Annotated in this window: 22 protein-coding genes; 15 read left to right on the top strand and 7 right to left on the bottom strand. The window is 56.8% G+C overall.

Annotated features, from left to right (window positions below):
* Window positions 1-62 precede the first annotated feature (62 nt).
* The 3 genes from E2F51_RS03195 to E2F51_RS03185 form a co-directional block, all read right to left on the bottom strand.
* Entirely contained in the window at window positions 63-326 is a 264-nt protein-coding gene (locus tag E2F51_RS03195; protein WP_134822721.1) for a hypothetical protein, read from the bottom strand.
* A 558-nt stretch (window positions 327-884) separates the two neighbouring features.
* Window positions 885-1,226, bottom strand: a complete 342-nt coding sequence (locus E2F51_RS03190; RefSeq protein ID WP_134822720.1) for a hypothetical protein — start codon at window positions 1,224-1,226, stop codon at window positions 885-887.
* A 104-nt stretch (window positions 1,227-1,330) separates the two neighbouring features.
* Window positions 1,331-2,251, bottom strand: coding sequence for a DMT family transporter (locus E2F51_RS03185; protein WP_134822719.1), 921 nt, complete (start codon window positions 2,249-2,251; stop codon window positions 1,331-1,333).
* A 259-nt stretch (window positions 2,252-2,510) separates the two neighbouring features.
* Here E2F51_RS03185 and E2F51_RS03180 point away from each other — a divergent pair, with 259 nt between their 5' ends.
* The 3 genes from E2F51_RS03180 to E2F51_RS03170 are packed head-to-tail and all read left to right on the top strand — an operon-like array spanning window position 2,511 to window position 5,047.
* Window positions 2,511-3,350, top strand: coding sequence for an ABC transporter substrate-binding protein (locus E2F51_RS03180; RefSeq protein WP_013203764.1), 840 nt, complete (start codon window positions 2,511-2,513; stop codon window positions 3,348-3,350).
* 9 nt (window positions 3,351-3,359) lie between these two features.
* Window positions 3,360-4,064 carry a 5-oxoprolinase subunit PxpB gene (gene pxpB / locus E2F51_RS03175; protein ID WP_167738433.1) on the top strand — a complete coding sequence of 235 codons (705 nt, stop codon included), beginning with the start codon at window positions 3,360-3,362 and terminating at the stop codon, window positions 4,062-4,064.
* Window positions 4,061-5,047 (top strand): biotin-dependent carboxyltransferase family protein, encoded by a 987-nt coding sequence (locus E2F51_RS03170; RefSeq protein WP_209215473.1) that lies wholly within the window; start codon window positions 4,061-4,063, stop codon window positions 5,045-5,047. The genes pxpB and E2F51_RS03170 overlap by 4 nt, the downstream gene beginning before the upstream one ends.
* A gap of 59 nt (window positions 5,048-5,106) precedes the next feature.
* Here E2F51_RS03170 and E2F51_RS03165 read toward each other — a convergent pair whose 3' ends face one another.
* Complete coding sequence (locus E2F51_RS03165; RefSeq protein ID WP_134824802.1) at window positions 5,107-6,309, bottom strand: pyridoxal phosphate-dependent aminotransferase; 1,203 nt, start codon at window positions 6,307-6,309, stop codon at window positions 5,107-5,109.
* Between the two features lie 353 nt (window positions 6,310-6,662).
* On the opposite strand from E2F51_RS03165, the gene nac reads away from it, so the two are divergent.
* From nac to E2F51_RS03105, 12 genes are all read left to right on the top strand, one after another.
* Window positions 6,663-7,586, top strand: coding sequence for a nitrogen assimilation transcriptional regulator NAC (gene nac / locus E2F51_RS03160; protein WP_013203760.1), 924 nt, complete (start codon window positions 6,663-6,665; stop codon window positions 7,584-7,586).
* Between the two features lie 103 nt (window positions 7,587-7,689).
* Window positions 7,690-8,121: an acetyl-CoA carboxylase biotin carboxyl carrier protein subunit gene (locus tag E2F51_RS03155; RefSeq protein WP_167738378.1), complete on the top strand. Its 432-nt coding sequence runs from the start codon at window positions 7,690-7,692 to the stop codon at window positions 8,119-8,121.
* Window positions 8,118-8,915, top strand: a complete 798-nt coding sequence (locus E2F51_RS03150) for a LamB/YcsF family protein (RefSeq protein ID WP_134822716.1) — start codon at window positions 8,118-8,120, stop codon at window positions 8,913-8,915. Before E2F51_RS03155 ends, E2F51_RS03150 begins: the two co-directional genes overlap by 4 nt.
* A gap of 117 nt (window positions 8,916-9,032) precedes the next feature.
* On the top strand, window positions 9,033-9,785 hold the full coding sequence (locus E2F51_RS03145) for an SDR family oxidoreductase (protein ID WP_134822715.1): 753 nt from the start codon (window positions 9,033-9,035) through the stop codon (window positions 9,783-9,785).
* A 26-nt stretch (window positions 9,786-9,811) separates the two neighbouring features.
* Window positions 9,812-10,507 carry an amino acid ABC transporter permease gene (locus tag E2F51_RS03140; protein WP_013203756.1) on the top strand — a complete coding sequence of 232 codons (696 nt, stop codon included), beginning with the start codon at window positions 9,812-9,814 and terminating at the stop codon, window positions 10,505-10,507.
* A gap of 4 nt (window positions 10,508-10,511) precedes the next feature.
* On the top strand, window positions 10,512-11,261 hold the full coding sequence (locus tag E2F51_RS03135) for an amino acid ABC transporter permease (RefSeq protein ID WP_105760164.1): 750 nt from the start codon (window positions 10,512-10,514) through the stop codon (window positions 11,259-11,261).
* Between the two features lie 13 nt (window positions 11,262-11,274).
* Window positions 11,275-12,012: an amino acid ABC transporter ATP-binding protein gene (locus E2F51_RS03130; protein WP_013203754.1), complete on the top strand. Its 738-nt coding sequence runs from the start codon at window positions 11,275-11,277 to the stop codon at window positions 12,010-12,012.
* A gap of 180 nt (window positions 12,013-12,192) precedes the next feature.
* Entirely contained in the window at window positions 12,193-13,281 is a 1,089-nt protein-coding gene (locus E2F51_RS03125; protein ID WP_053144682.1) for an ABC transporter substrate-binding protein, read from the top strand.
* Between the two features lie 84 nt (window positions 13,282-13,365).
* Window positions 13,366-15,135, top strand: a complete 1,770-nt coding sequence (locus E2F51_RS03120) for an iron ABC transporter permease (RefSeq protein ID WP_134822714.1) — start codon at window positions 13,366-13,368, stop codon at window positions 15,133-15,135.
* Window positions 15,128-16,198 (top strand): ABC transporter ATP-binding protein, encoded by a 1,071-nt coding sequence (locus E2F51_RS03115; RefSeq protein ID WP_013203751.1) that lies wholly within the window; start codon window positions 15,128-15,130, stop codon window positions 16,196-16,198. Before E2F51_RS03120 ends, E2F51_RS03115 begins: the two co-directional genes overlap by 8 nt.
* A gap of 912 nt (window positions 16,199-17,110) precedes the next feature.
* Window positions 17,111-20,311 (top strand): autotransporter outer membrane beta-barrel domain-containing protein, encoded by a 3,201-nt coding sequence (locus E2F51_RS03110; RefSeq protein ID WP_167738377.1) that lies wholly within the window; start codon window positions 17,111-17,113, stop codon window positions 20,309-20,311.
* Between the two features lie 75 nt (window positions 20,312-20,386).
* A complete protein-coding gene (locus E2F51_RS03105; protein ID WP_134822712.1) occupies window positions 20,387-20,839 on the top strand; it encodes a CaiF/GrlA family transcriptional regulator in 453 nt (150 codons plus the stop codon).
* A gap of 183 nt (window positions 20,840-21,022) precedes the next feature.
* On the opposite strand, the gene E2F51_RS03100 is transcribed toward E2F51_RS03105, so the two are convergent.
* From E2F51_RS03100 to E2F51_RS03090, 3 genes are all read right to left on the bottom strand, one after another.
* Window positions 21,023-21,715: an amino acid ABC transporter permease gene (locus E2F51_RS03100; protein ID WP_105760159.1), complete on the bottom strand. Its 693-nt coding sequence runs from the start codon at window positions 21,713-21,715 to the stop codon at window positions 21,023-21,025.
* Window positions 21,716-21,734: 19 nt separating this feature from the next.
* The gene (locus E2F51_RS03095; protein ID WP_197535592.1) at window positions 21,735-22,427 is read right to left on the bottom strand and encodes an amino acid ABC transporter permease; all 693 of its coding nucleotides are present in this window, start codon (window positions 22,425-22,427) and stop codon (window positions 21,735-21,737) included.
* A gap of 69 nt (window positions 22,428-22,496) precedes the next feature.
* Window positions 22,497-23,327, bottom strand: coding sequence for a transporter substrate-binding domain-containing protein (locus tag E2F51_RS03090; RefSeq protein ID WP_134822711.1), 831 nt, complete (start codon window positions 23,325-23,327; stop codon window positions 22,497-22,499).
* Window positions 23,328-23,337 lie beyond the last annotated feature (10 nt).

Below are 23,337 nucleotides of genomic sequence, written 5' to 3'. Positions count from 1 at the left end.
TTTCAGACCCAAACCGGTGACATCGCCCTGATGAAACCGGCCCGTATTGATCTGAAAGTGCGTTATTTTCCCGAATGTTGCCGGGCGTGCATCTTGTCGGGCAGCGGCTTGTTCGCCTCATTTTGCGGGCGACAACAGATGAAACAGGCTTTGACCTTCTGCCCTACGCGCATTTTGGCCACGGTCATGGCCTGAGAGGCATCGTACAGGCTGCCAATAAAATGCAGCGTCTCTTTTCTGGGCAGGGAAGGACATCCCGCCCGATGCAGCATGTGAAAATCAGATTTATCTTTTTGCTGTGTCACATAATAATATTCGGCAGGCATTTTATCGCCTCCTTCATAAAAGGGTCTGAATGACATGTGAGTTATTTTTAGTGGCTATTGTTTAACTGACATTCTATATCGCGCAGCCCGCCTGGCCGGATTTTACAGATTATGCCCTGACTGCGTGGTTAAGCCTGGGTAATCATTTCGCCTTATTCTGATTTGACTTGCTGATATTTCATTCATACCCACAGCGCGCGGCCTGCTGCAACATATCAGGCGTAAGCTACTGAAGTGTGGCACTAATAAAGAAATCTCCGGTATGGCAGTGGTGGGTTTTTTCTGATTACTGCAAGACGGGGTAACTGAATTACAAGGAATTAACCGCAATGCACGCAGAATAATTACGCCCAGCGGTTATTAATGATTTGGCGCTCTTATTGAATAAATAGTCGGCTTTATCCTGGATGCCCAAAAACATCACTGTTTATGGCTATTGATAATACTCCTGAAACGCGGTCTTAATACAGTAGGACTTTAATATTAATAAATTATATTTATGTCTCTGAAATAAAAATGACAGGCCAGAGAAATTGGCCTGTCATTTTACCTCAACGATTACGGCCTGGCGGCGGGCAGCATCACCGCCAGACAATTATCCAGACCTTTGCGGGTATCAGCCTGCTGTGCCGGGCTCAGCGCGTAGTAGCGCTGGCTGGCACCCTGCGCCGAATGGCGATCGAATTCCACCTTATCAAAGGCATAGGAGGCGTTTTCATTGACGATCACCGTCTGCAACTTCGCCATAAATTCATCCGGGTTTTTCGGCTGGCCGATGTCGTTAATCATCACGCAGGCCGCCGCATAGTAGTGCGGATTCTGTGGGTGGGGCTTCAGCGCGAGGTAAAGACCAATGGCGATAACGACGAGGATCAGGATGGCGAGCAGTTTGGTTTTCATGGCGATCGGTTCTGGCTGTAAAAATTTGCGCAGAGCTTAACGTGTGACCTGGCGCGCTGCCAGTAAAACCTGTGCGCTGAGCGGTAAATGTCGGCACGGCGAACTCAGGTCAGGGTGCGGATCATCATCAGCTTGCGCTTGCGCCTTTCGCTCCAGACGGTGAAGATCCCCGCCGAGGCGACAATCACCGCGCCCACCAGCGTTGACGCGCCCGGCAGGCTGTTAAGAAACAGATAGCCAATCAGCATCGACCACACCAGCGTGGTGTAATCAAACGGCGCCAGCAGCGAGGCGTCGGCATAGCGCAGGCTGAGGGTGACAAGAATTTGCGCCATGCCGCCGAAAAAGCCGCAGCCCACCAACAGCAACAGCTGGGTGCTATCCGGCATCACCCAACCGAAAAACAGCGTCGACAGGCCAATCAGCATGGTCATCAACGAAAAATAAAACACAATCGCGCCGGGTTTTTCAATGCCGTTCAGAAAGCGGATCTGCACCAGCGACACCGCGGTGCACAGCGCGGCCATCAGCCCTAACAGAATGCCCAAACCGGCGGACAGGTTTAAGGCGTTACCGGCCAGTAACGAGCCGCCGTCGTTCAGATGGGCAGAGAGCATCACCAGAATGCCGGAGAAACCGATGACCACCGCCAGCCAGCGATAGAGCTGAACGGTCTCTTTTAACAGTACCGCCGCCAGAATCACCGTGAACAGCGGCGCGGCGTAGCTGATGGCCGTGGCGTCGGCGAGTGACAGATAGACCAGCGCCATATAATTGAAATACATGCCGCCGGTGCCGGAAAAGCCGCGAATCAAATGGCCGAAGATATTCCGCGTTTTGATTTGCGGCAGAATATTGCCCTGCATTTTCAGCCAGATCAGCAGCGGAAACAGGGCGACGAACGAGCGGAAGAAAATGACTTCACCGGTCGGAATGGTGCCGCTCAGCCCTTTGACGCAGGCCAGCATTAATGTCGCGCAGAGGGCTGACAGTAATTTCAGCAACACACCCAGTTTGGAATTCATCGTTACCTTCGCTTTTCATCGTGCAACCCGGTTCCCGCCACGGGGAAGTCCGTTTTACCTTAGAGCGAGCAGGCTATTTTCTGTCATATAAAATGCATATCCCCACACAGGGTTTCCCTCTTATACAAGGCAAAACGCGGCTTATATAGTCGGATCAGGGTGCCGAAAGCCGCCACCGTAAAAACGCTGCCAAACCCATTATTTTTGCTCATTCTGAGCCAGGGGACGAAAGTCATCGCTACCGACCAGGGAATTACTGATGAAACTGAAGCTACTGTCTTGTTCCGTACTTGCACTGCCATTAATGATGGCGTTTTCTTCCGCTAAGGCCGATGCCCTGTCCGATATCCAGGCGCGCGGTCAGCTGAACTGTGCCGTTTACTCAGACGTTCCTCCGTTTTCATCACCGGACCCGAAAACCCGCCAGCTGGTGGGAATGGATGTTGACCTTTGTACCGCGCTGGCACAGCAGATGGGGCTAAAGCTCAACCTGATGCCGACCTCGATTGAAGCCCGTATCGCGGTGATTGCCACCGGCCGTGCCGATGTGTTGATTGCCAACCTGGCGTACACCAAAACGCGCGGCAAGCAGATCCAGTTCAGCGACCCGTACTACGTGGCGAAAGAGATGCTGGTGGTGAAAAAGCCGGACGTCGACAAAACCAAAGCCGACTTTAAAGGTAAGCGCATCAGTGCCACCAAAGGCACCACTTCCGAGCAGTCAATCCATCTGGCGGGCGCCAAAGCGGTAACCTTCCAGGATGCGGCCTCGGCGTTCCTCGCGCTGGAGCAGAATAAAGCCGTTGGCTTTGTCACCAACACCATGACCGGCATCAAGATGATTACCCAGGCCGGCAAAGACGGCATCGAGCTGGGGATGATAAAAGAGCCAATGGCGCTGGAGCCGATTGGCATTGGCATGAAGCAGGGCGAGCCCGCGCTGCTGACCAAAGTGAATACCAGCCTGAAAGCGATGGACGATGACGGCACCATCGACAAAATCTGGGACAAATGGATTGGCCCCAACACCGACTACAAAATGGTGCGCGAAGAGAAGGTGCAGCCGCTGTCCAGCCTGAAATTCGAACCTCTGGAATAATCGATGACGATGCGGTTACGTGAGGCGCCTTCGAGCGCCTCTTTTCATCTGCACGGCCATGGCGACCGGGTGAAGATCTCGACCATCGGCAGCCGTGCGTGGCTGGTGGAAGCGCCGGGTGCCTTTGATTTGCCGGCGCAACGGCGGATCTGGTCGCTGGCGGCCTCGCTCAGCGACCGCCCGGACGTTGACTCGCTGATCCCCGGCGTCACCAATCTGCTGGTGGTGTTTGTGCAAACGCCGACCGATTACGACGCCACGCTGCGGATGCTCAGCGAGCTGTGGGACAAGGCCGAAGCGGTGGATCCTAACGGCAAGCTGATCGAAATCCCAGTGATTTACGGCGGCGAACATGCCACCGATCTTCAGGCCATCTGCCAGCACACCGGTTTAACGGCGGCGGAAGTGGTGCGTCGTCATGCCAACGGCCATTACACGGTATTTGCGCTGGGCAGCGCGCCGGGCTTTGGCTATCTGCACGGCCTCGATCCCTCGCTGGCCACGCCACGAAAAAAAGTCCCCTCGCTGCATATGCTGAAAGGCACGGTGACCATCGGCGGCGCGCAGGCGGGCGTCTCCGCGCTGACCGGGCCGAACGGCTGGAACGCGCTGGGGTTTGCGGAGCTAAACGTCTTCGATCCCCATGCAGAAAATCCTGCGGTAATGGCACCGGGCGACAGCGTGCGCTTTATCCCTGCGAGGATTGAACTGTGATTGAAATGATTAAAACCGGCGCGCTCAATACCGTGCAGGATCTGGGGCGTAACGGCTACCGCCATATTGGCGTCTCGGTCAGCGGCGTGATGGATCCACTGGCGTTACGGGCCGGCAATATCCTGCTGGGCAATGACGAAAACGCCGCCTGCATTGAGGTGCAGATGTTCCCGTTCCGCGTGCGCTTTCTGACCGATACCAGCATCGTGCTGACCGGCGCAGACTGCCGTGCGCAGCTTGATGGCGTTGACCTGCCGCCGTGGTGGGGATGCGCGGTGCGCGCGGGGCAGGAGCTGGAGTGCCGCTTTCCCCGTCAGGGCGCGCGCAGCTATCTGTGCGTCGCGGGCGGCATTGATGTGCCGTTGGTGATGGGCTCGCGCAGCACCGCGCTGCGTGGCAATTTCGGCGGTCATCAAGGCCGACCGTTGCAGAAGGGCGATCGGCTGCCGCAGGGCGAGACGCTTTCACTGGCGTTGCCGGCCGCCGGAATGGGTATTGAGCCGCCTGCGGTCGCCATGGCGCATGCGTTTCCAACCAGCGCCAGCGGCGTGGTGCAGCTGCGTGCGATTCCGGCCGGAGAATACGCGCTGTTCGCCGCCGATCATGCACGCTTCTGGCAGCAGAGCTGGAAGGTGTCGATGCAGAGCAACCGCACCGGCTATCGTCTGGCGGGCGAACCGATCCTGCCGGACAACGTGGTGGAAATGCGATCTTACGGGCTGGTGCCGGGCATTGTGCAGGTGCCACCGGCGGGCGAACCGATTATTCAGCTCAGTGATGCCAATACCGCCGGAGGCTATCCGAAAGTGGCCGGGATCATTGAAGAGGATTTGTGGCGTCTGGCGCAGGTTCAGCCCGGCCAGTTTATCCAGCTGGTGAAGAGTGATGCGCAGGAAGCGATTCAGGTGGCCGCAGAGATCGCCCGCTGGCTGACGCGCCTGCGCGATTCCTGCCTGCCGATGAAACGCGTCGTCGGACTGTAAGCAACAAAAAAAGCGGGCAACCCCAACAGGTTGGCCGCTTTTTTATTGCTGCTCCGCGCTTAACGCATGCCTTCGCAGAAGGCGGCCAGCCGGTTGCAGCCATCCTGCAGCACGTCCATGCTGGTGGCATATGAGAGGCGGAAATAGGGGCTCATACCGTAGGCGGCACCCTGAACGGTGACCACATGCTGCTCTTCGATCAACGCCAGCACAAAGTCGGCATCGTTGCTGATGGTGCGGCCGCCGGGGGTGGTTTTGCCGATAAACGCGGCGATATTGACGAACAGATAGAACGCGCCCTGCGGCTTATGGCAGCGTAATCCGTCAATGGCGGTCAGACGCTCCAGCACGTAATCACGGCGCTGGCGGTAGATTGCCGCCCGCTCTTTCAGCAGATCCTGCGGGCCTTCCAGCACCGCCACCGCCGCCGCCTGGGTCAGGGTGGTGACGCCGCCGCTGTTCTGGGTATTGACGTTGCTCATGGCGTTAATCAGCGCCTGCGGGCCGCCGCAGAATCCCAGCCGCCAGCCGGTCATCGAGTAGGCTTTCGAGACGCCATTCACCGTCAGCACCCGGTCAAACAGCGCAGGCACCACTTCGGCGAGCGTACAGAAGGTCACGTCGTCGTAGATCAGATGTTCATAGATATCATCGGTCATGATCCAGATCTGCTGATAGCGCAGCATCACCTCGCCGATTGCCTGTAACTCCTGGCGCGTGGCGACGGAACCGGTCGGGTTGCTGGGGTAATTGAGCAGCAGCCATTTGGTTTTGTCGGTGATCGCCGCGTCCAGATCGGCCGGATAGGGCTTAAAGCCGTTCTCCTGCGGACAGGCCACCGGCACCGGCGTGCCGCCCGCGAACTTAACGATATCGGCGTAGCTGATCCACGACGGCGACGGGATGATCACCTCGTCGCCGGGATTGATGGTGGCCAGCATGGCGTTAAAGATGATCTGCTTGGCGCCACCGGCGGTGAGGATCTGGCTCAGGGCATAGTGCAGGTGATTATCCCGCTGGAATTTTTTCTGGATGGCGGTGCGCAGCGCGGGGGTGCCGTCGGTCGGCGGATAGCGGGTATCGCCACCCAGCGCGGCGGCATAGGCGGCTTCGATGGCGTGCAGCGGCGTCGGGAAATCAGGTTCGCCGGTCGACAGCGCCACAACATGCACGCCTCCGGCCGCCAGATCGCGGGCTTTCTGGGTCATGGCGACGGACGCAGAGACGGAGACGTTCTTTAAACGGTCGGCAATATCAGGCATGGCGCTTGGGTTCCAATAGTAGGGCCAGAACGATCGCCATGCGTGTGGCCTGGCCATCTGGCTGAAAAGGGGAGCGGACCCAAGCAGGGTAATAATGAATGGCGCAGCCAGGCCAATAGCGCTTTGTTGTGGTGACATAACACAAAACAATAATAGCCCGCCGCGCGGCAGCCTTATGCACTGGTATGGTGCGTAACGGCCTGCAGGGCCGAAAATCGGCGCGATGGCCGGAACCCGAACGCGACGCTTCAGGCGGTAACGGTCGGATAAACCGCACAATTTGTGCATTCAGCCCGTGCCTGGCATCAATTTTGCTTATATCAGACTCTGTTTCGCATTTTGAGGACGCGGTGATGAATCTCCGTCGGCTGAAGTACTTTATTAAAATTGTCGATGTCGGCAGCCTGACCCAGGCGGCTGACATTCTGCATATTGCTCAACCTGCGCTGAGCCAGCAGCTGGCGACGCTGGAAGGGGAAGTTAATCAGCAGCTGTTGATCCGCACCAAGCGCGGCGTGACGCCCACCGAGGCCGGCAAAACGCTGTATGTCCACGCGCAAACCATTCTGCGGCAGTGCGAGCAGGCACAAAGCGCCATCGACGGTTCCGGCCTGGCGCTCTCCGGCAGCGTGTCGGTGGGCCTGGCGCCGGGCACCGCGGCGCAGCAGCTGGCGTTACCGCTGATGGAAGAGGTGCATCGCCAGTTCCCCGGCATCATTCTCTACTTCAATGAAAACTTCGGCACCACCCTCAGCGAGCTGATCATGAATGGCCGGATGGATATGGCGGTGATCTACGGCAACCGCGAAATTCACGGGCTGCGCTTTATGCCGCTGATTAAGGAAGACCTCTATTTCGTCTGCCCGCACAGCCTGGCAAAACCAGCGAAAACCGTCAGCCTTGCGGACGTCGCTAACGCCGAACTGTTCCTGCCGCGCATTTATAACATCATGCGCAAGGTGATCGATGAGGCCTTTATTCATCAGGGGCTGGCCTACCGCGTGAAGTGTGAAATCGAGTCGCAGACCACGCTGAATGCCGCACTGGCGGCGGGCCTCGGCTGCACGGTGATGCCGGAATCGGCGGCGCGGGCGATGTTAAAAGCCTCCGATGCGTGGATGGCGAAGATTGAACAGCCGGATATTCAGGTCTCGCTGTCGTTCTGCATGTCCGATCACCTGCCGCTGTCGCAGCCGGCGGAAGCGGTGAAAGGCATTCTGCTGTCGCTGATGGCGAACCGCACGGTGGACAACCGCCCGCTGACGCTGGTGGGGTAATAAGTCTGTCTTATCACCGTAAAGCGAAACGCTCTTACCAGGCGCCGGGATGGCCACGCTACAGTGATCCCACGGTTTAGTCAGTCTTCCCGGCGGGATGGAAATGGAAAACAGAACACTAGCACTCCGCGATATCCGTCAGATCGCCCACAAGATGCGGGCGTCTGGCCTCAGCAGCATTGAACTCACCGACGGCCATTATCGCCTGCGGCTGAAAACGTCACCGCGGCCTGTGCTCCCGCCCTCTGCGGCGGTGCCTGCGCCTGCGGCCACGCCACAAAAAACCGAATCCCTGTGCGCGCCGATGCCTGGCGTGGTGCTGTTGCAGCATCCTTTAGCCGATCGGCCTTATATCACGCCCGGCGCGCTGGCGGAAAAAGACGCGCTGCTGGGATTGCTGAAGGTCGGGCCGGTCTATCTGCCGCTGCGCAGCCCGGTAAAGGGCGTGGTGGCGTCGGTGGCGATTGCTCAGGGCGAATGCGTGGAGTACGGCGAGCCGATCTTCACGCTGCTTCCCGCTGAGGAGGCCGCATGAAATATCTCGATTTAAATGCCGACATCGGTGAAGGCTTCGGCGATTACCAGATTGCCGATGATGCCACGCTGATGCCGTTAATCACCTCCGCCAATGTGGCCTGCGGTTTTCATGCCGGCGACGCGGCGATCATGGCGCGCACGGTGGCGCTGGCGAAACAACACGGGGTAGATTTGGGCGCGCACGTTGGCTTCCCGGACCTGCTGGGCTTTGGCCGCCGCCGGATGCAGATTGAGCCGGAAGTGATGGCCCATTACGTCACCTATCAACTCGGGGCGCTGGCGGCCTTTGCCGCAGCGGCGCGCTATCCGCTGACGCATATGAGCTTTCACGGCGCGCTCGGCAACATGGTTTCCGAAGACGAGGCGCTGGCGCGAACGCTGCTGCAGGCGGTGAAAACCTTCGATGCCAATATGATCATCAGCACCATGCCGGGCAATGCGGTCGATCGCATGGCGCAGGCGCTGGCGCTGCCGGTGGTCTGTACCTTTCTCGCCGATCGCGCTTACGAAAGCGATGGCCTGCTGGTCAGCCGCAGCAAGCCCGGGGCGGTGATCCACGATAAAGACCAGGTGCGCAGCCGCGTGCGTCAGCTGCTGCTGGACGGCACGGTGCAAAGCATTGATGGCGTCACGCTGCCGGTGAATGCCAGCTCGATTCTGGTTCATGGCGACACGCCGGAATCCATCGCCATGGTGCACACGCTGCGGGAACTGCTGGCCGAATTAGCCATCCCGCTGCTGTCGCCTTCCCGGCAATTACGTCAGCACAGCGCGGAGAACCCGGCGTTATAAGTCCCCCTTATTGCCTCACACCGTTTATGTCTTATGCCGGTTGGGGATTACTGGATACAGTCAGATTTATTGCTAAACCCGGCGAAATGGTTGGCCGGGAACGACAGGAGAGGCGAGATGCCATTTTCAGATTATAAGATCGCGCTGGTGACCGGCGCCTCCGCCGGAATGGGTGAAGCCATTGTGGAACGCCTGTGCCAGGAAGGGATCACCGTCCATGCCGTGGCCCGCCGCGCAGAGCAGCTGGCGGCGCTGGCGGCCCGCACCGGCTGTATTCCCCACGCGTTAGACGTGGCCGATTTAGACGGCATCACCCGTCTGTGTAACGAGCTGGAAGTGGATATCCTGGTCAATAACGCCGGCGTGTCCCGTCCGGGATCGATTCTGGATGCCGACGAAGAGGGCATTGATACCCAGGTGGACGTCAACCTGCGTGCGGTGCTGCACCTGTGCCGTCTGCTGGTGCCGGGCATGATGAAGCGTGACCGTGGCCATGTGATCAACATTACCTCGATTGCCGCCATCTATAACTTTAACGGCAACTCGATTTACCACGCCACCAAAGCGGGCGTGCATGCCCTGTCGCGTCAGCTGCGGGTTGATTGCTACGGCAAACGCGTGCGCGTCACCGAAATCTGCCCTGGCCGCGTCGCCACCGAGATCTTCGGCAACGTGATGGGCGATCAGGAAGAAGCGCGCCGCCGCTTTATCGACGGTTTCGAACTGCCGCAGGCGAAGGACATTGCCGACTGCGTTGCCTTTGCGCTGTCGGCTCCGGTGGCCGTCAATATCGGCAACATTGAAATTACGCCAACGCTGCAGGTGCCGGGTGGACTCTCCACCATGCGTCCCGGCGACCGCGCTGAATAACAGCTTTCACGAGGGGTGAACAGACGATGACACTTGATTTCAGTGCCGTCCTGACCGGCCAGTTTGGGCAGATGATCGTCGACGGCACGCTGGTCACCCTCAAGCTGGCGCTGGGGTCGTGGCTGCTGGCAATGGCCCTGGCGTTGCTGCTGGTGGTGATCCGCTTAACCAATAAACGCCTGGCGGTGTTTCTGGTCTCGGCGTATGTCTCCTATCACCGCAACGTGCCGACGCTGATCCAGCTGATGATGTGGTATTTCGCCATCCCGACGCTGCTGCCGGAGTCGGTGCAGATGTGGGTCAATGATTTCAACGCCGAATTCCTGTTCTCGATGTGCGCGCTGGGCCTGTGCCAGGCGGCCTATTTCTCCGAGGATATTCGCAGCGGCCTGCGCGCCATTCCTGACGGGCAAAACGAAGCCTCACGCGCGCTGGGCATGAGTTACGTGCGCTCGATGCGTTCGGTGATCCTGCCGCAGGCGATCCGCAATGCGCTGCCGTCGCTGCTTAACCACACCGTGCTGCTGTTTAAAAATACCAGCCTGGCGATGGTGATTGGCGTGGCCGAACTGACCTACGTCACCCGTGATATCGAGAACCAGACCTTCCGGACCTTCGAAGCCTACCTGGTGGCCTCCGTGGGCTATCTGTTCTTCTCACTGCTGTTGATGGCCGCGGGGGCGTTACTGGCCCGTCGCTTCCAGCGGGCTTACGCGAGGTAATCCGATGTCTGATCTCTTCACCATTCTGCACGATAACGGCATGCTGCTGCTGATGGGCCAGTATCCCAACGGCCCGCTCGGCGGCGTTCTCTGCACCTTATTGATCTCGGTACTGGCGGTGCTGCTGGCTTTCCCGATTGGCGTGTTGCTGGGCCTGGCACGGATTTCTCCGTGGCGCTGGTTTAGCTGGCCCGCCGCCTGCTGGGTGTACGTGCTGCGCGGCATCCCGCTGTTGATGGTGGTGTTCTGGACCTACTTCTGCGTGCCGTTGCTGATTGGCCATAACATCAGCGGCTTTGCCACCATGCTGTGTACGCTGGTGATTTACGAGAGTGCCTATATCGCTGAAATCGTGCGTGGCGGCATTCAGGCGTTGCCGGGCGGCCAGTATGAAGCCTCCCGCGCGCTGGGGATGAGCTACCTGAAAACCCTTCGGGTGGTGATTTTGCCGCAGGCGCTGTACAACGCGCTGCCCAGCCTGGTCAGCCAGCTGGTGTCGATTATCAAAGACAGCACGCTGGGTTACGTGATTAACGTGCCGGAGCTGACCTATGCGGCCAACCAGGTGAATAACCAGCTGCTGACCAAACCTTTCCAGGTGTTTGCGATTGTGGCCATCAGCTATTACCTGATCTGCTTCAGCCTGACCTGGCTGGCCAACAAACTGGAAGAGCGCATTGCTCGCAAACGCCGCAATGTGACGCCCGATGCCGTGCAGACCGCGCAGGTCCTGCTTCTGACCAAGACTGACTGATAAAGGAAGGCAAATGAGACCCATGATATTGTTCAATCAGGTCAACAAGTGGTACGGCGAGTATCAGGCCCTGACCGATCTGAGTGCAGAAATTCAAAGCGGCGAAGTGGTGGTGGTGTGCGGCCCGTCCGGCTCCGGCAAATCGACGCTGATCCGCACGGTAAACCGCCTGGAGCCGATTGAGCAGGGCCAGATCCTGTTTGACGGCACCGATATTCACGGCACCAGCACCCGGCTGAATCAGCTGCGCACGCGGATTGGTTTTGTCTTTCAGAACTTCAATCTGTTCCCGCACGTTTCGGTGCTGGAGAACATTATGATGTCGCCAATGAAAGTGCTGGGCGTTAAGCGGTCTGAAGCCAAACGCCACGCCGGCGAACTGCTGGAAAGGGTCGGGCTGTCGCATAAGGCCAATGCCTATCCGGCGCAGCTCTCCGGTGGTCAACAGCAGCGGGTGGCGATTGCCCGCGCGCTGGCGATGAAGCCGCCGGTGATGCTGTTCGATGAGCCGACCTCCGCGCTGGATCCCGAAATGGTCGGCGAAGTGCTGAACGTGATGCGCGGCCTGGCGCAGGAGGGCATGACCATGATGTGCGTGACCCACGAGATGAACTTTGCCCGTGAAGTGGCCGACACCATCTGGTTTATGGATCAGGGCAAAATTCTGGAGAAAGCCAACCCGGAGCGCTTCTTCAGCAATCCGCAACACGAGCGCGCAAAGCGTTTCCTCAGCGATTTACGCCAACACTGATCCACCTGCTTTCGCCCTGCCTGCCTCCGCAGTGCAGGGCTGCCTTCCCTGCCTTTAGGTCGTAAAACCGCCCCGAACCTCACAAAACCGAAAGATAAGCCGCCATGTTGATTGCACCTCGCTGCGCAAGGGCTATATGTTGGGATAAGGTTTTCCAAATGTAACCATGAGGTTAAATTTATGTCCGTAAAGTTGAGTGCGATGATGGTTTCCCTGGCAGCAGCCTGTGCTTCTCCGGTGTTCGCCGATCTGCCACAGGGCTATCCGGCGGATTACCAGAAGCTGGTCGAGGCCGGGGTCAAAGAGGGCAAAGTGGTGATCTATTCCACCACCGATACCAAGGCGGCCGCCCCGCTGATCAAAGGGTTTGAGGCCACCTATCCCGGCATCAAAGTCGAATACAACGATATGAACAGCACCGAACTCTATAACCGCTATATCAGCGAGCAGGCGTCCGGCGGCACCAGCGGGGACGTGGTCTGGAGCTCCTCGATGGATACCGGCCTGAAGCTGGCCACCGACTATGCGGCGGAATATGCCTCGCCGGAAATCAGCAAGATCCCCAAATGGGCGGTCTGGCAGCAAAAAGCCTATGGCACCACCTACGAACCGGTGGTGTTTATCTACAACAAACGGCTGATCCCGCAGGGCGACGTGCCGGATTCCCATGTGGCACTGGCGAAACTGATCGCCAGCCAGACCGACAAATTTAAGAAGAAAGTCACCACCTACGACATCGAAAAATCCGGCCTCGGTTTTATGCTTTCCGTGCAGGACAGCAAGGCCGATGCGAACTATTTCAAAACCCTGGCCGACGTGGCGAAAGGCGGGATGGCGGTGCAGTCATCCACCGGCACCATGATGGAAAGGGTCTCGTCTGGCGAAAACCTGATTGGCTTTAACATCCTTGGCTCCTACGCCGAAGCGCGCGCCAAAGGGGATCCGTCGTTAGGCATTTCCTACCCGAAAGATTACACGTTGGTGCTTTCCCGCGTCTCCTTTATCAGCAAGGAAGCGGCGAATGCCAACGCCGCCAAACTCTGGCTGGATTATGTGCTGTCGGAAAAAGGTCAAACCATTCTGGCCAGCCAGGCCGACATTCCGTCATTGCGTAACGATATTGAAGGCACCAACGATATCGACGGCATGACCAAACGACTGGGCAACGCGCTGAAGCCGATCCCGGTGGACGAATCGCTGCTGGAATACCTGCAGCCGAAAAAACGCCTTGAGTACATCAAACAGTGGCGCGAAGCCGCGGCGAAATAAGGCTCCTGTCCAGGCGCGCGCTGTGCTGGCGCGCCTGCGTTTCCCCGTCCGGCAAGTCTTAGCCGACCAACCAAGGGATGACTGATGATAGCATTGCGCAGAAAGTGGCAGGGCCTGCCGCGCAGCATCGTGGTACTGATAACCGCGCTGGTTATCTATGTGCCGCTGCTGTTTATTGTGGTTCAGAGCTTCCTCTCGGCCCCGTTCTTTTCCCCTTCGAAAGTGTTCAGCCTCGAATCCTTCGGGTTTATCTTTACCGATCCCGATTTTTATAAGGCGCTGAAATCTGGCTTTATTCTGGCTTTCGGCCTGGTGATTATCGCCATTCCGTTAGGCGGCATCCTCGCCTTTCTGATGGTGCGAACCGATCTGCCCGGCCGGCGGCTGATTGAACCGCTGATCCTGGTGCCAATATTCGTCTCGCCGATGGTACTGGGATTCGGCTATGTGGTGGCGGCCGGGCCGGTCGGCTTCTTCTCGCTGTGGGCAGAAAAGCTGATTGGCTTTGTGCCGTGGAATATCTACTCAATGCCGAGCATCGTGGTGATCGCCGGGCTGACCCACGTGCCGCATGCCTATCTGTATATCTCCTCGGCGCTAAGAAGCGTCGGATCGGACGTGGAAGAAGCGGCGCGCATTGCCGGTGCTTCGCCGTTGCAGGTGATGACGGCGGTCAGCTTGCCGATGGTGCGACCTTCGATTCTCTACGCCAGCGTGCTGCTGTTCTTCCTCGGGCTGGAGGTGTTTGGCCTGATGCTGGTGCTGGGCGATCCGGAAGGCAATATGGTGCTGGCGACCTATCTTTATCAGCTGACCAACAAGCTGGGCACGCCGTCGTACCATCTGATGGCGGCGGTCGCGGTAGTGCTGATCTGCATTACCATTCCGCTGGTGATGCTGCAACGGCGGCTGATGCGCACCGCGAACCGCTTTGTGACGCTGAAGGGCAAGGCGTCGCAGGCGCGCGCGCTGCCGCTGGGCAAATGGCGCTGGGTGGCCGGTGCGGTGGTGGCCGCATGGCTGACTATCACCATTGGCGTGCCGCTGCTGGGCGTGGTGCTGCGCGCATTTATCTCTAACTGGGGCGTCGGCGTGTCGATCTGGGATGAGCTGTCGATCGGTACCTTCCGCACCATCTGGCAGCAGCCGAACCTGCTGCGCGCCATCGTCAACTCGATGGCAATCGGCGTGTTCGGCGGCGCGCTGGCGGTGGCCTGCTACCTGTTTATCGGCATTGCCATGCACCGTAAGCCGGATAACGTCACGCGCTTTCTCGACTACAGCGTGCTGGTGCCGCGCGCGGTGCCGGGCCTGCTGGCCGGTCTGGCGTTTCTGTGGGTGTTCCTGTTCCTGCCGATGTGGCTGGATCAGTCGCTGAAGCATGGCTGGCTTTCGGCGTTGCCGATGGCGGAATGGCTGCGAGAACACTTTATCGTCTGGCTGAGGTCACTGCGCAGCACCATCTTCAGCGTCTGGCTGGCTTATACCGTGGTGTGGAGGGCGTATGGCCTGCGGCTGATCTCGTCGACGCTGTTGCAGGCCGGGCCGGAGCTGGAGGAAGCCGCGCGCAGCACCGGTGCATCCCGCGCGCAGATCACCCGCCACGTCACCATCCCGCTGGCACGCTACGGGCTGATCGGCTCCTGGCTGCTGATGTTCCTGATTTTCGAGCGCGAATATTCCACCGGCGTCTATCTGCTCTCGCCAGGCACCGAAACCATTGGCTCGATGCTGGTGTCGCTGTGGGCGGCGGGCGCGATCGATATCGTCGCGGCGCTCTCCTTTATCAATATCCTGCTGGTGGTGATTGGCCTTGGTGTCGCCCTGCGCTTTGGAGTGAAATTACATGATTGAGCTATCCGTAGAAAATCTGCATCTGACCTATGGTGACAATCCGGTGCTGAAAGGCGTCTCTATGCAGCTGAAAAAGGGCGAGGTGGTGTCGCTACTGGGCCCTTCCGGCAGCGGCAAAACCACGCTGCTGCGTGCGGTCGCCGGGCTGGAGAAACCCACGCAGGGCAACATTGTTATTGGCGACAAAACCGTTTATGCCGGCAATCCGCGCAGTGAGATCCCGGCGGAAGAACGCAATCTTGGGCTGGTGTTCCAGTCTTACGCGTTATGGCCACACAAGACGGTGTTTGAGAACGTCGCCTATCCGCTGAAGCTGCGCAAGGTGGCTTCGGCGGAGATCAAGCAGCGCGTGCAGTCGGTGCTGGAACAGCTGGGCCTCGGGCATCTGGGCCAGCGGCATCCGCACCAGCTGTCGGGCGGACAGCAGCAGCGCGTGGCGATTGGTCGTGCGCTGGTCTACAACCCGCCGGTGATTTTGCTGGATGAGCCGCTGTCCAACCTGGATGCCAAGCTGCGTGAAGAGGCGAGGGTGTTTCTGCGTGAGCTGATCGTCAAGCTGGGGCTGTCGGCCTTGATGGTCACCCACGATCAGAACGAAGCGATGGCCATTTCCGACCGCATTCTGTTGCTGAACAACGGCGTGATTGTGCAACAGGGCACGCCGCAGGAGATGTACGGTTCGCCAGCCACGCTGTTCACCGCCGAGTTTATGGGCAGCAACAATCGCCTGCATGGCAAGGTGACGGAGGTCAGCGAAGGCAAAGCGCGGATTCAGGGCGTGGACTGGGCGTTATGGGGACGGGCAGCCGAAGGGGTGACCGTCGGACAGGATGCCACCGCGGTCATTCGCGTCGAGCGGGTACGCCTGACCGACGGCCCGGAGGAGAATGCGCTGGCCTTGCCATTGCTGACCAGCATGTACCTGGGCGATCGCTGGGAATACCTGTTCCGCACCGCGGGCGATGATTTTGTGATCCGCGCCTACGGCACAGAACTGCGCGACCCGGCGCACTGTCATCTGTCACTGCCGGCCGCGCACGTGTGGATTTTCCCGAAAGGCTAATCAGATCGGGGGCGACACTAGTCCCCAGTTTTCCCCGCGACATTTTCTTCCCGTCACCCAGACTTTCAAATGCGGCAGACGCCGCAATCAGCGTGGTATTTCCCGTCGCAGTGATGGCCGTTGGTCACAACCTGTCTAATCTGACCTTCACGTTAATGGAATGCGTAACAGGTGGCTTTGTTTAGACGGTCAGATGCTGTGTCAGTCAGGACAGGTGATTCATCCTGTTCTGAAGTCAGATTAAACGGATGAGGGTATAGAGTTAATTATTTTCTGAGGCGTTCGCTATTTAATTTTTTTAGTGTTAAGTCGTCTTTTTTTAATTTTATCTCGCCAGCGGAAGGGATGCGGCGGTTTATTTTTAAAAGCTGTTCTGTGCTTATAAGGAAAAATATTATTGAGGTCATTTCTTTGCTTGAGAATATTCTTAGTGGCACCGATCGGTTATGCCGATGAATCGCCAATCCTATGCCGCTTTAACTGTTAAGAATAATCTTGCATTATGGCGATTAATCAGCTCAGGGGAAAGTTAAAGTAATTATTTGTCATTATTTGTCATTTGAAAGGATTATTTAATTTAAGCGCCACAAAACCAATTAATTCATCAAATACAATGATTTAAGTTTGTATGTTAATAAGTTACTTAGATCATTACGATAAAAAATATTTGTTTTACAGCTTTTATCTGCAATTCACATACTCGCCACGATATTTACTGCTGGCTGTAATAACGTCACGTAAATAACGAAAGGCCAAATCAAGATTTACCCCTAACAGGCCATATGTCATGGATGTTTTTTCGGAGTTAATAAATTGTGGACTGCGTGCCTTAATTGTTTAACTGCTGAAGGAATGCAGGGTTTATTTTGATAACCCTTTGTGCGTCTTTATATGTTAAAAGGAATTTCAGTAATGAAAAAATGCAGATTCAGTCTGAGCGCTGTCGCATTATCCGTTTTATTTAGTCTTGGCGCTACCACGCTGACGGCTAATGCAGCCGCGATTGCTGTGCCGGATGTTAGCGCGCTGAGTAAAGATGGTAATGGACAGTATACTGGTGGCGGTGCGGTCTTTATTGGTGGCTCTGATTTAACCTGGAGCAAAGATGTGACCGCCGGTACGGCGTGGCAGAAGATCAATATCCAAACGCCAGGCTTTGATGCGCTGGTTCGCAGCAGCGGCTATCTGGATTATCTGAACAGTGCTTCGGGCGTGCTGGAGTTTGATGCTAACTATCTGATTGAAGAAGGTTATCAGCGCTCTGTCCACGGGCAGCGTCTGGCCAATTCCTTAACGGAACAGGGCTATTCACGACCAACCAACGTGGTGCAGGGACTGCGCATGGGGTCGGCGGATAATCGCTATGTTAAAACCCAGGCGGTCACCCTGTATCAGCGTGACGCCAGCGGAAATATCGAATACCAGAAAAATGCGGATGGCACTTACGTCGTTGATTCGCAAGGCCATCAGATCCCGCTGACCGTCAGCAAAACCATCGAGCTGGATCGCAACTCCGATGTGTACCTGCGCACGGCCGAGAATGTCGGTGGCGTGGTGGGTCTGCTGGATGCAGAAATTTACTCTAAGGTGAAAAGCTTCGCGGCGGATGTCACGGCTGCGGTCACTTCGACCGGCACCCTGCATGAAAATGGCTGGAACGGTCACGCGCGTGATGTGGTGAGCATCCGCAACAGCATTATCAATAATACTCTGACTGATGACGCGTATGTCGTCAGTCCCGCCGTTGAAAGTGAGTCCGGCACCATTGAGCAAGCCTACAGTGAGCGTCCGCACGCCGTCGGCCTGTCCCTCAGCCACACCGGTGCGACCTGGCAGACTGACAGTGCCGGCAATCAGATTGACAGCAGTACGCTGACCAATGTGGTGCCTGCCACCGCGAATATCGTGCTGGATCAGGTGCAGATCACCGCGCAAAACCTCGCTGCGGTCCGTCAGGATAACCACACCTCCACCAATCAGAACACCTACGATCAGCTGGCCGACAAGCTGTCTACCGCAGTGAATATCACCGGTTCAGGTCTGTTTGCCACCATTAACGAGTCAACCCTGAACGGTGGGGTGAATGCTGCGGGTACGTCGCTGGCCCTGTCGGGACATGCCAACCGTACCGATATCAGCAGTTCAACGCTGAATGGGGATGTCACGATCAAACATGACGGTAACATTCCGGTGATTACCGTCGCGGTGAAAAGAGACTCGGCTGGCAACTATACGGCGGTCGGAGCAAGCCTCGGCACCACTGACGCCTCCGTGCTGGATCGTAGCCACAATGGCACCACGCTGAATGTGGCTGGCAGCACCATTAACGGCGATATCACCGCAGGCGGCACCACCGGCTTTAGCGTGCAGCTGGTGGACGTGACCGATGCCAACTCACAGTCCAACATTGCGCCAACCGTGCATGCCACCGCGCAGTCAATTTATAACAACGTGGTCAGCAGTACGAATCAAACCGTGTTGGCTAATGCCAACAGTGCCTGGACACCCGTGACCGTTAATCTGGACCAGAGCGTGTTAAATGGTAAGGTCACCGGCACCACCACGCTGTTCAATCCTGTCGATTATGCTCATCAAAGCGCTGAGCGGGTGCTGACGTGGAACCCGGATCTGACCGTGAAAAACGGCTCGGTATGGAATGCCGCTGCGCGTTCTACCACTCAGGGAACGGAAGTCGCGGTCAGCAATCTGCATGACCTGAACCTGACCGCCTCAACGCTGAATCTGGTGAACCTGAACAGCCAAACGTCGACCCTGGGCGGTAAAAATCGCTCCCAGGACCTCAGCACCGCGCGCGTGGTGGTGCATAACAACCTGACGCAGGATAAAGACGTTAACGGCAACTACCTTGGCTCGCAGATTATTATTGGTGACAGTATTGTCGCTCCGCTGCTGGACTTGGGCGGCGAATATGAATGGGGTTCTCTGCAGGTAAAAGGCAGCGCTGCGGGTAATTATCTGCTGCATATCGCCAGCTCCGGCATTGAACCTTACGTTTACAACGACTATCTGGACGATGCTCAAAACAACGCAGAAGTTGGCCACAGCTTTGTAAACTACAAAGACGCCAACAGCGATGCGACCTTCACCGGTAAAACCGAGCTGGGTGTATACCAGTACATCGCGTCAGATGAGTATGACGACACCTTACCGGGCGAGCGTAACGTCTACTTCAAACGCAGCGGCAAGCTCTCCAACTCTGCCGCCACCGCACTGAGCATCCCGGCGGCTCAGGTCAACGTAGCAACCTTAGAATCTGATGCACTGGCTAAACATCTGAACGCTTCCCGTAAGTCTAACGATGACGGCGGCGTGGGGATTTCTTACTTCGGCGGTAAAAACGAACAGCGTGTATCTGCAGGTGCTGACTATGACCTGAAGACCAATGGCGTGATGCTGGGTGTGGATAACCGTTTCGACATTGAGAAAAACGGCAGCTGGCTGGCCGGTTTAGCCTTCAGCTCCGCGCGTTCTAACCTCAGCGTAATGAACAGCACGGGCGACCTGGATAGCTACGGTGCGCAGTTCTACCTGTCCCGTCGCTTTGAGAATGGCCTGTTTGTTGATACCCAGGGCCAGTTCGATCACTTCAGCAACAGTGCCTCGGTGCGGATGCTGGACGGTCGCAAAGCGCATGCGGAGTTCTCCGGCAACGGTTACGGCCTCGGCATGAAGGTGGGTTACACCTGGGAAGACAACGGACTGTTTGTTGAACCTTACGTGAAAGCCACCGGACGCGCGTTCGACGGTGCCCACTACACCCTGACCAACGGCATGGTCGTCAACGGGAATGATTATAAATCCCTGCAGGGTGAACTGGGTGCAGATGTCGGCTACACCTTCGAGATGGGCGCCGGTCACCTGAAGCCTTACCTGCATCTGGCTGGCATCAACGAGTTTGCTGACAACAACAAAACTCGGGTGAATAACGCCACGCTGAACAACAGCATTGATGGCGCAGCCATTCAGCTTGGCCTGGGTGCCGAAATGAAAGTGACCGACAACTTTGGGGGTTACGTCGCCTATGACTACACCAAGGGCCATGATTCTGAACGTCCATGGCAGACCACTGTCGGTGTGAACTACAGCTGGTAATTTTTAAATCATCGTCCCTGCCTTAGCTTATTTTGAGGCGGGGATTTTTTTCATCAGGGAAAGGAGGAACAGGATGTGGACGTAAAAGACAGAAGTACTAAGTCTCCGCTGCGTAAAGTCGTGGCGCAAAGCAACCATGACAGTGCACAAGTCCCAGAACTTCTGGAGGAGTATGCGGATAAACCTCTCTATCTGTTGATCGCGTTGTGGTGCCGGCATCAGAACAGCTGGATAGACCGACAACAAATCTCCGACGCTTTTGCTATTACCGAACGGCGGGCGACCTTTCAGATCTCCTACATTTTGCGGCACAAGGAGATGATTGAATGTCAGAGCAGAAAATCGCGGGGTGATGACACCGGGAGATTACGCTTACAAATCAAAGTGCAGGAGGTGGACTTAAACAGACCCGCGCGCAGGACGTATGCCGAAATGCGTGGGGAAGTTAAAAAACCGGAGAGAGCAGAAAAAGAACCCGTAAACGACTGGCGATGGGTGTTGATGCGGCAGCCGCCAGTATGCAAATGATGCCGTCCCACTACGTACCCAGCAAGCAGGTAACTTTAGCCTGACATAATGCCGGGGCGTGAATTACAGCGTTTTTACTTTTTATACTACGCCATACCAGGGCAATTTTGCTTGTGAATTACATGTAAAAAAACCAGCCCGCAGGCTGGTTTCAGGGGTGAAGAAGACCGCTTAATCTGTTTCTCAGGTGCGAACCCGCAGAGCAGCTTCAATCTTATCAGCGACCTTCGTCACGACATAGGCAATCACCATATAGAACACCACGGCAATCAGGAACGCCTCAAGATAGTAGAAGTTCAGGGCGGCGGTCAGCTGAGCCTGGGCAAAGATATCGACCACTTCAATCGCGAAGGCCAGAGAAAGCGCCTTCATGATCACCATAAACGAGTTCGCCAAATCCGGGATGGCGGCAACGATAATTTGCGGAAACAACACCCGACGGAACAGTTGGCCATTGCTGTAACCCAGTGAATGCGCGGCATCGGACTGACCACTGTCAAAGGAGTTGAGCGCCCCTTTCACCACTTCGGCCTGGAACGCGGCAACACATGCGGTCAGGGCAATAATAATGATCGCCCAGTTCGGCATGGCATGCGCGTTGATTTCTACCCCAAGCAGTGAACTGATCGATTGCAGCGCCAGCGGCAAACCGTAATAGGCGAGGAAGATCACCACCACCATCGGGATGCCTTTGAAGGTGATTTTGTACACCACCACCAGTTGACGCAGCACCGGGATCTTTTTGTGTTCGATGAACGCCAGCAAGCCACCGAGCAGCGTCGAGATAATAAAGATGGTAACCGCCATCGCCAGCGTGACCGGCACGGCATCCATAATGCTCCAGAAGTCCGGCAGCAGCACATCAAGATCAAACATATTCTGAGTCCTTATTCCTTCACACGCTTGCCGTGAACTTTATCTTGGCTGCGGCGCTTTTCGATGTGTACTTGGCATGACGCATCTCGAAGAAACGCACGATAAGCCAGGCCGCCAGGCACAGCAGGGAGTAGATCACCGCCAACACCAGATAGGTGCCGAACTGATACTGGTTATAATCCCGCTCCATAATCAGGTGCGCCGTCGCCATCACATCTGCCGCACCGATGTACATCACCAGCGCCACGTTGTGGATCAGGTAAATGATCGAGTTACCGTAACCCGGCAGAGCAATATGTACCGCCTGTGGCCCAATGATGCGCGTCAGCTTCTGGCGGAAGGTGTAACCCATGCTGTCCGCCGCATCATGCTGACCCCGCTCTACCGCAAGGTAGGCCGGGCGCATCACTTCAGACAGATAGCCGCCGTGATACAGGCTGAGCCCGACCATCGAGGCGATATTGGCGGTGATAAAATCCGCCAGGCCAAACCCGCTGACGACCAGCGGCAGACCATAAAAGGCGACGAACAGTTGCAGCACCACCGGCACACTGCGCGCGTAGGAAACATAGAGATCGGCCAGCTGGCTGAGCACCGGTAACCTGCGCACGCGCAAGGTGGTGGCCACTATCGCCAGAAAGAATCCGGCGATCAGCGCGACAAACATAATCGCTAACGTCAGCGGCAAAGCCGAGAGCAGCTCGGGGATCATGGTAGAAAGATTCACGTTGAAACACTCCTGGGTGCAGCTTTGCCCGTCGGCGACAAAATGAGAACAGCCTTACTTCATGTATTTGACGACGTCTTCGCCAAACCATTTCTGTGAAAGCTTATCCAGCGTGCCGTCGGCCTTCAGCTCTTTCAGCGCGTTGTTGATGTCATCGTTCAGCGCCTGATTTTCCGCCGAGCGGTGGATCAACACATAGGTATTGTTGATAGAAATCGGTTCGCTTGCCTGGATAGCCAGCTTCTGGTTATCGATAACCGTCTGCTCGCCGAGGTTGGAAGGCAGGATCAGCGCATCGTACTTGCCGTTCTGCACTTCCTTCAGGCGATCCGGGTAGGGCACACCGGCGCTTGACGCTTTAATGTTCACTTTGTCGTTTGGATTTTCCTGCTGCCACTGCGTGACCAGCTTGTAGACGCCGCCGCCTGCGGTCACCGGTACGATGTTCTTACCGACCAGATCTTTCAGGGTGTTGATATTGCTGTCTTTGCGGCTGTAAATTTTCATCAGACTGGCACCCATCGGGCTGTCCGGGATCAGGAACTGCTTGCTACGGGCTGGCGCTTTATAGAAACCGCCGGTGGCCATGTCGTATTTCCCGGTCGCCAGACCGGTTTCCTGCGCGATGTCGGCCGCGCCGGTCATCACAAACTTATACTGTGGCAGTTTGGCATTGATCGCTTTTAATACGTCAGGCTCGTAGCCTTCTGGCTCAACGCCAATCGCGCCCCAGGACAGCGGCTTGGATTCCGCAGCAGTGGCGATTTTAATGGTACGCACGGCGGTGTCAGCAGACGCGGTGAAGCTCAATCCAGCGGAGGCCATGGCGAGCGTCATGCCGCCGATAACGGCCAGGCGACGTAAGGTAGTCTTGATTGCAGGCATGTCTTTATTC

Source organism: Erwinia sp. QL-Z3 (genome assembly GCF_004551645.1).
GTDB classification, from domain to species: domain Bacteria; phylum Pseudomonadota; class Gammaproteobacteria; order Enterobacterales; family Enterobacteriaceae; genus Erwinia; species Erwinia billingiae.
This window is presented reverse-complemented; position numbering and strand designations above follow the sequence as displayed.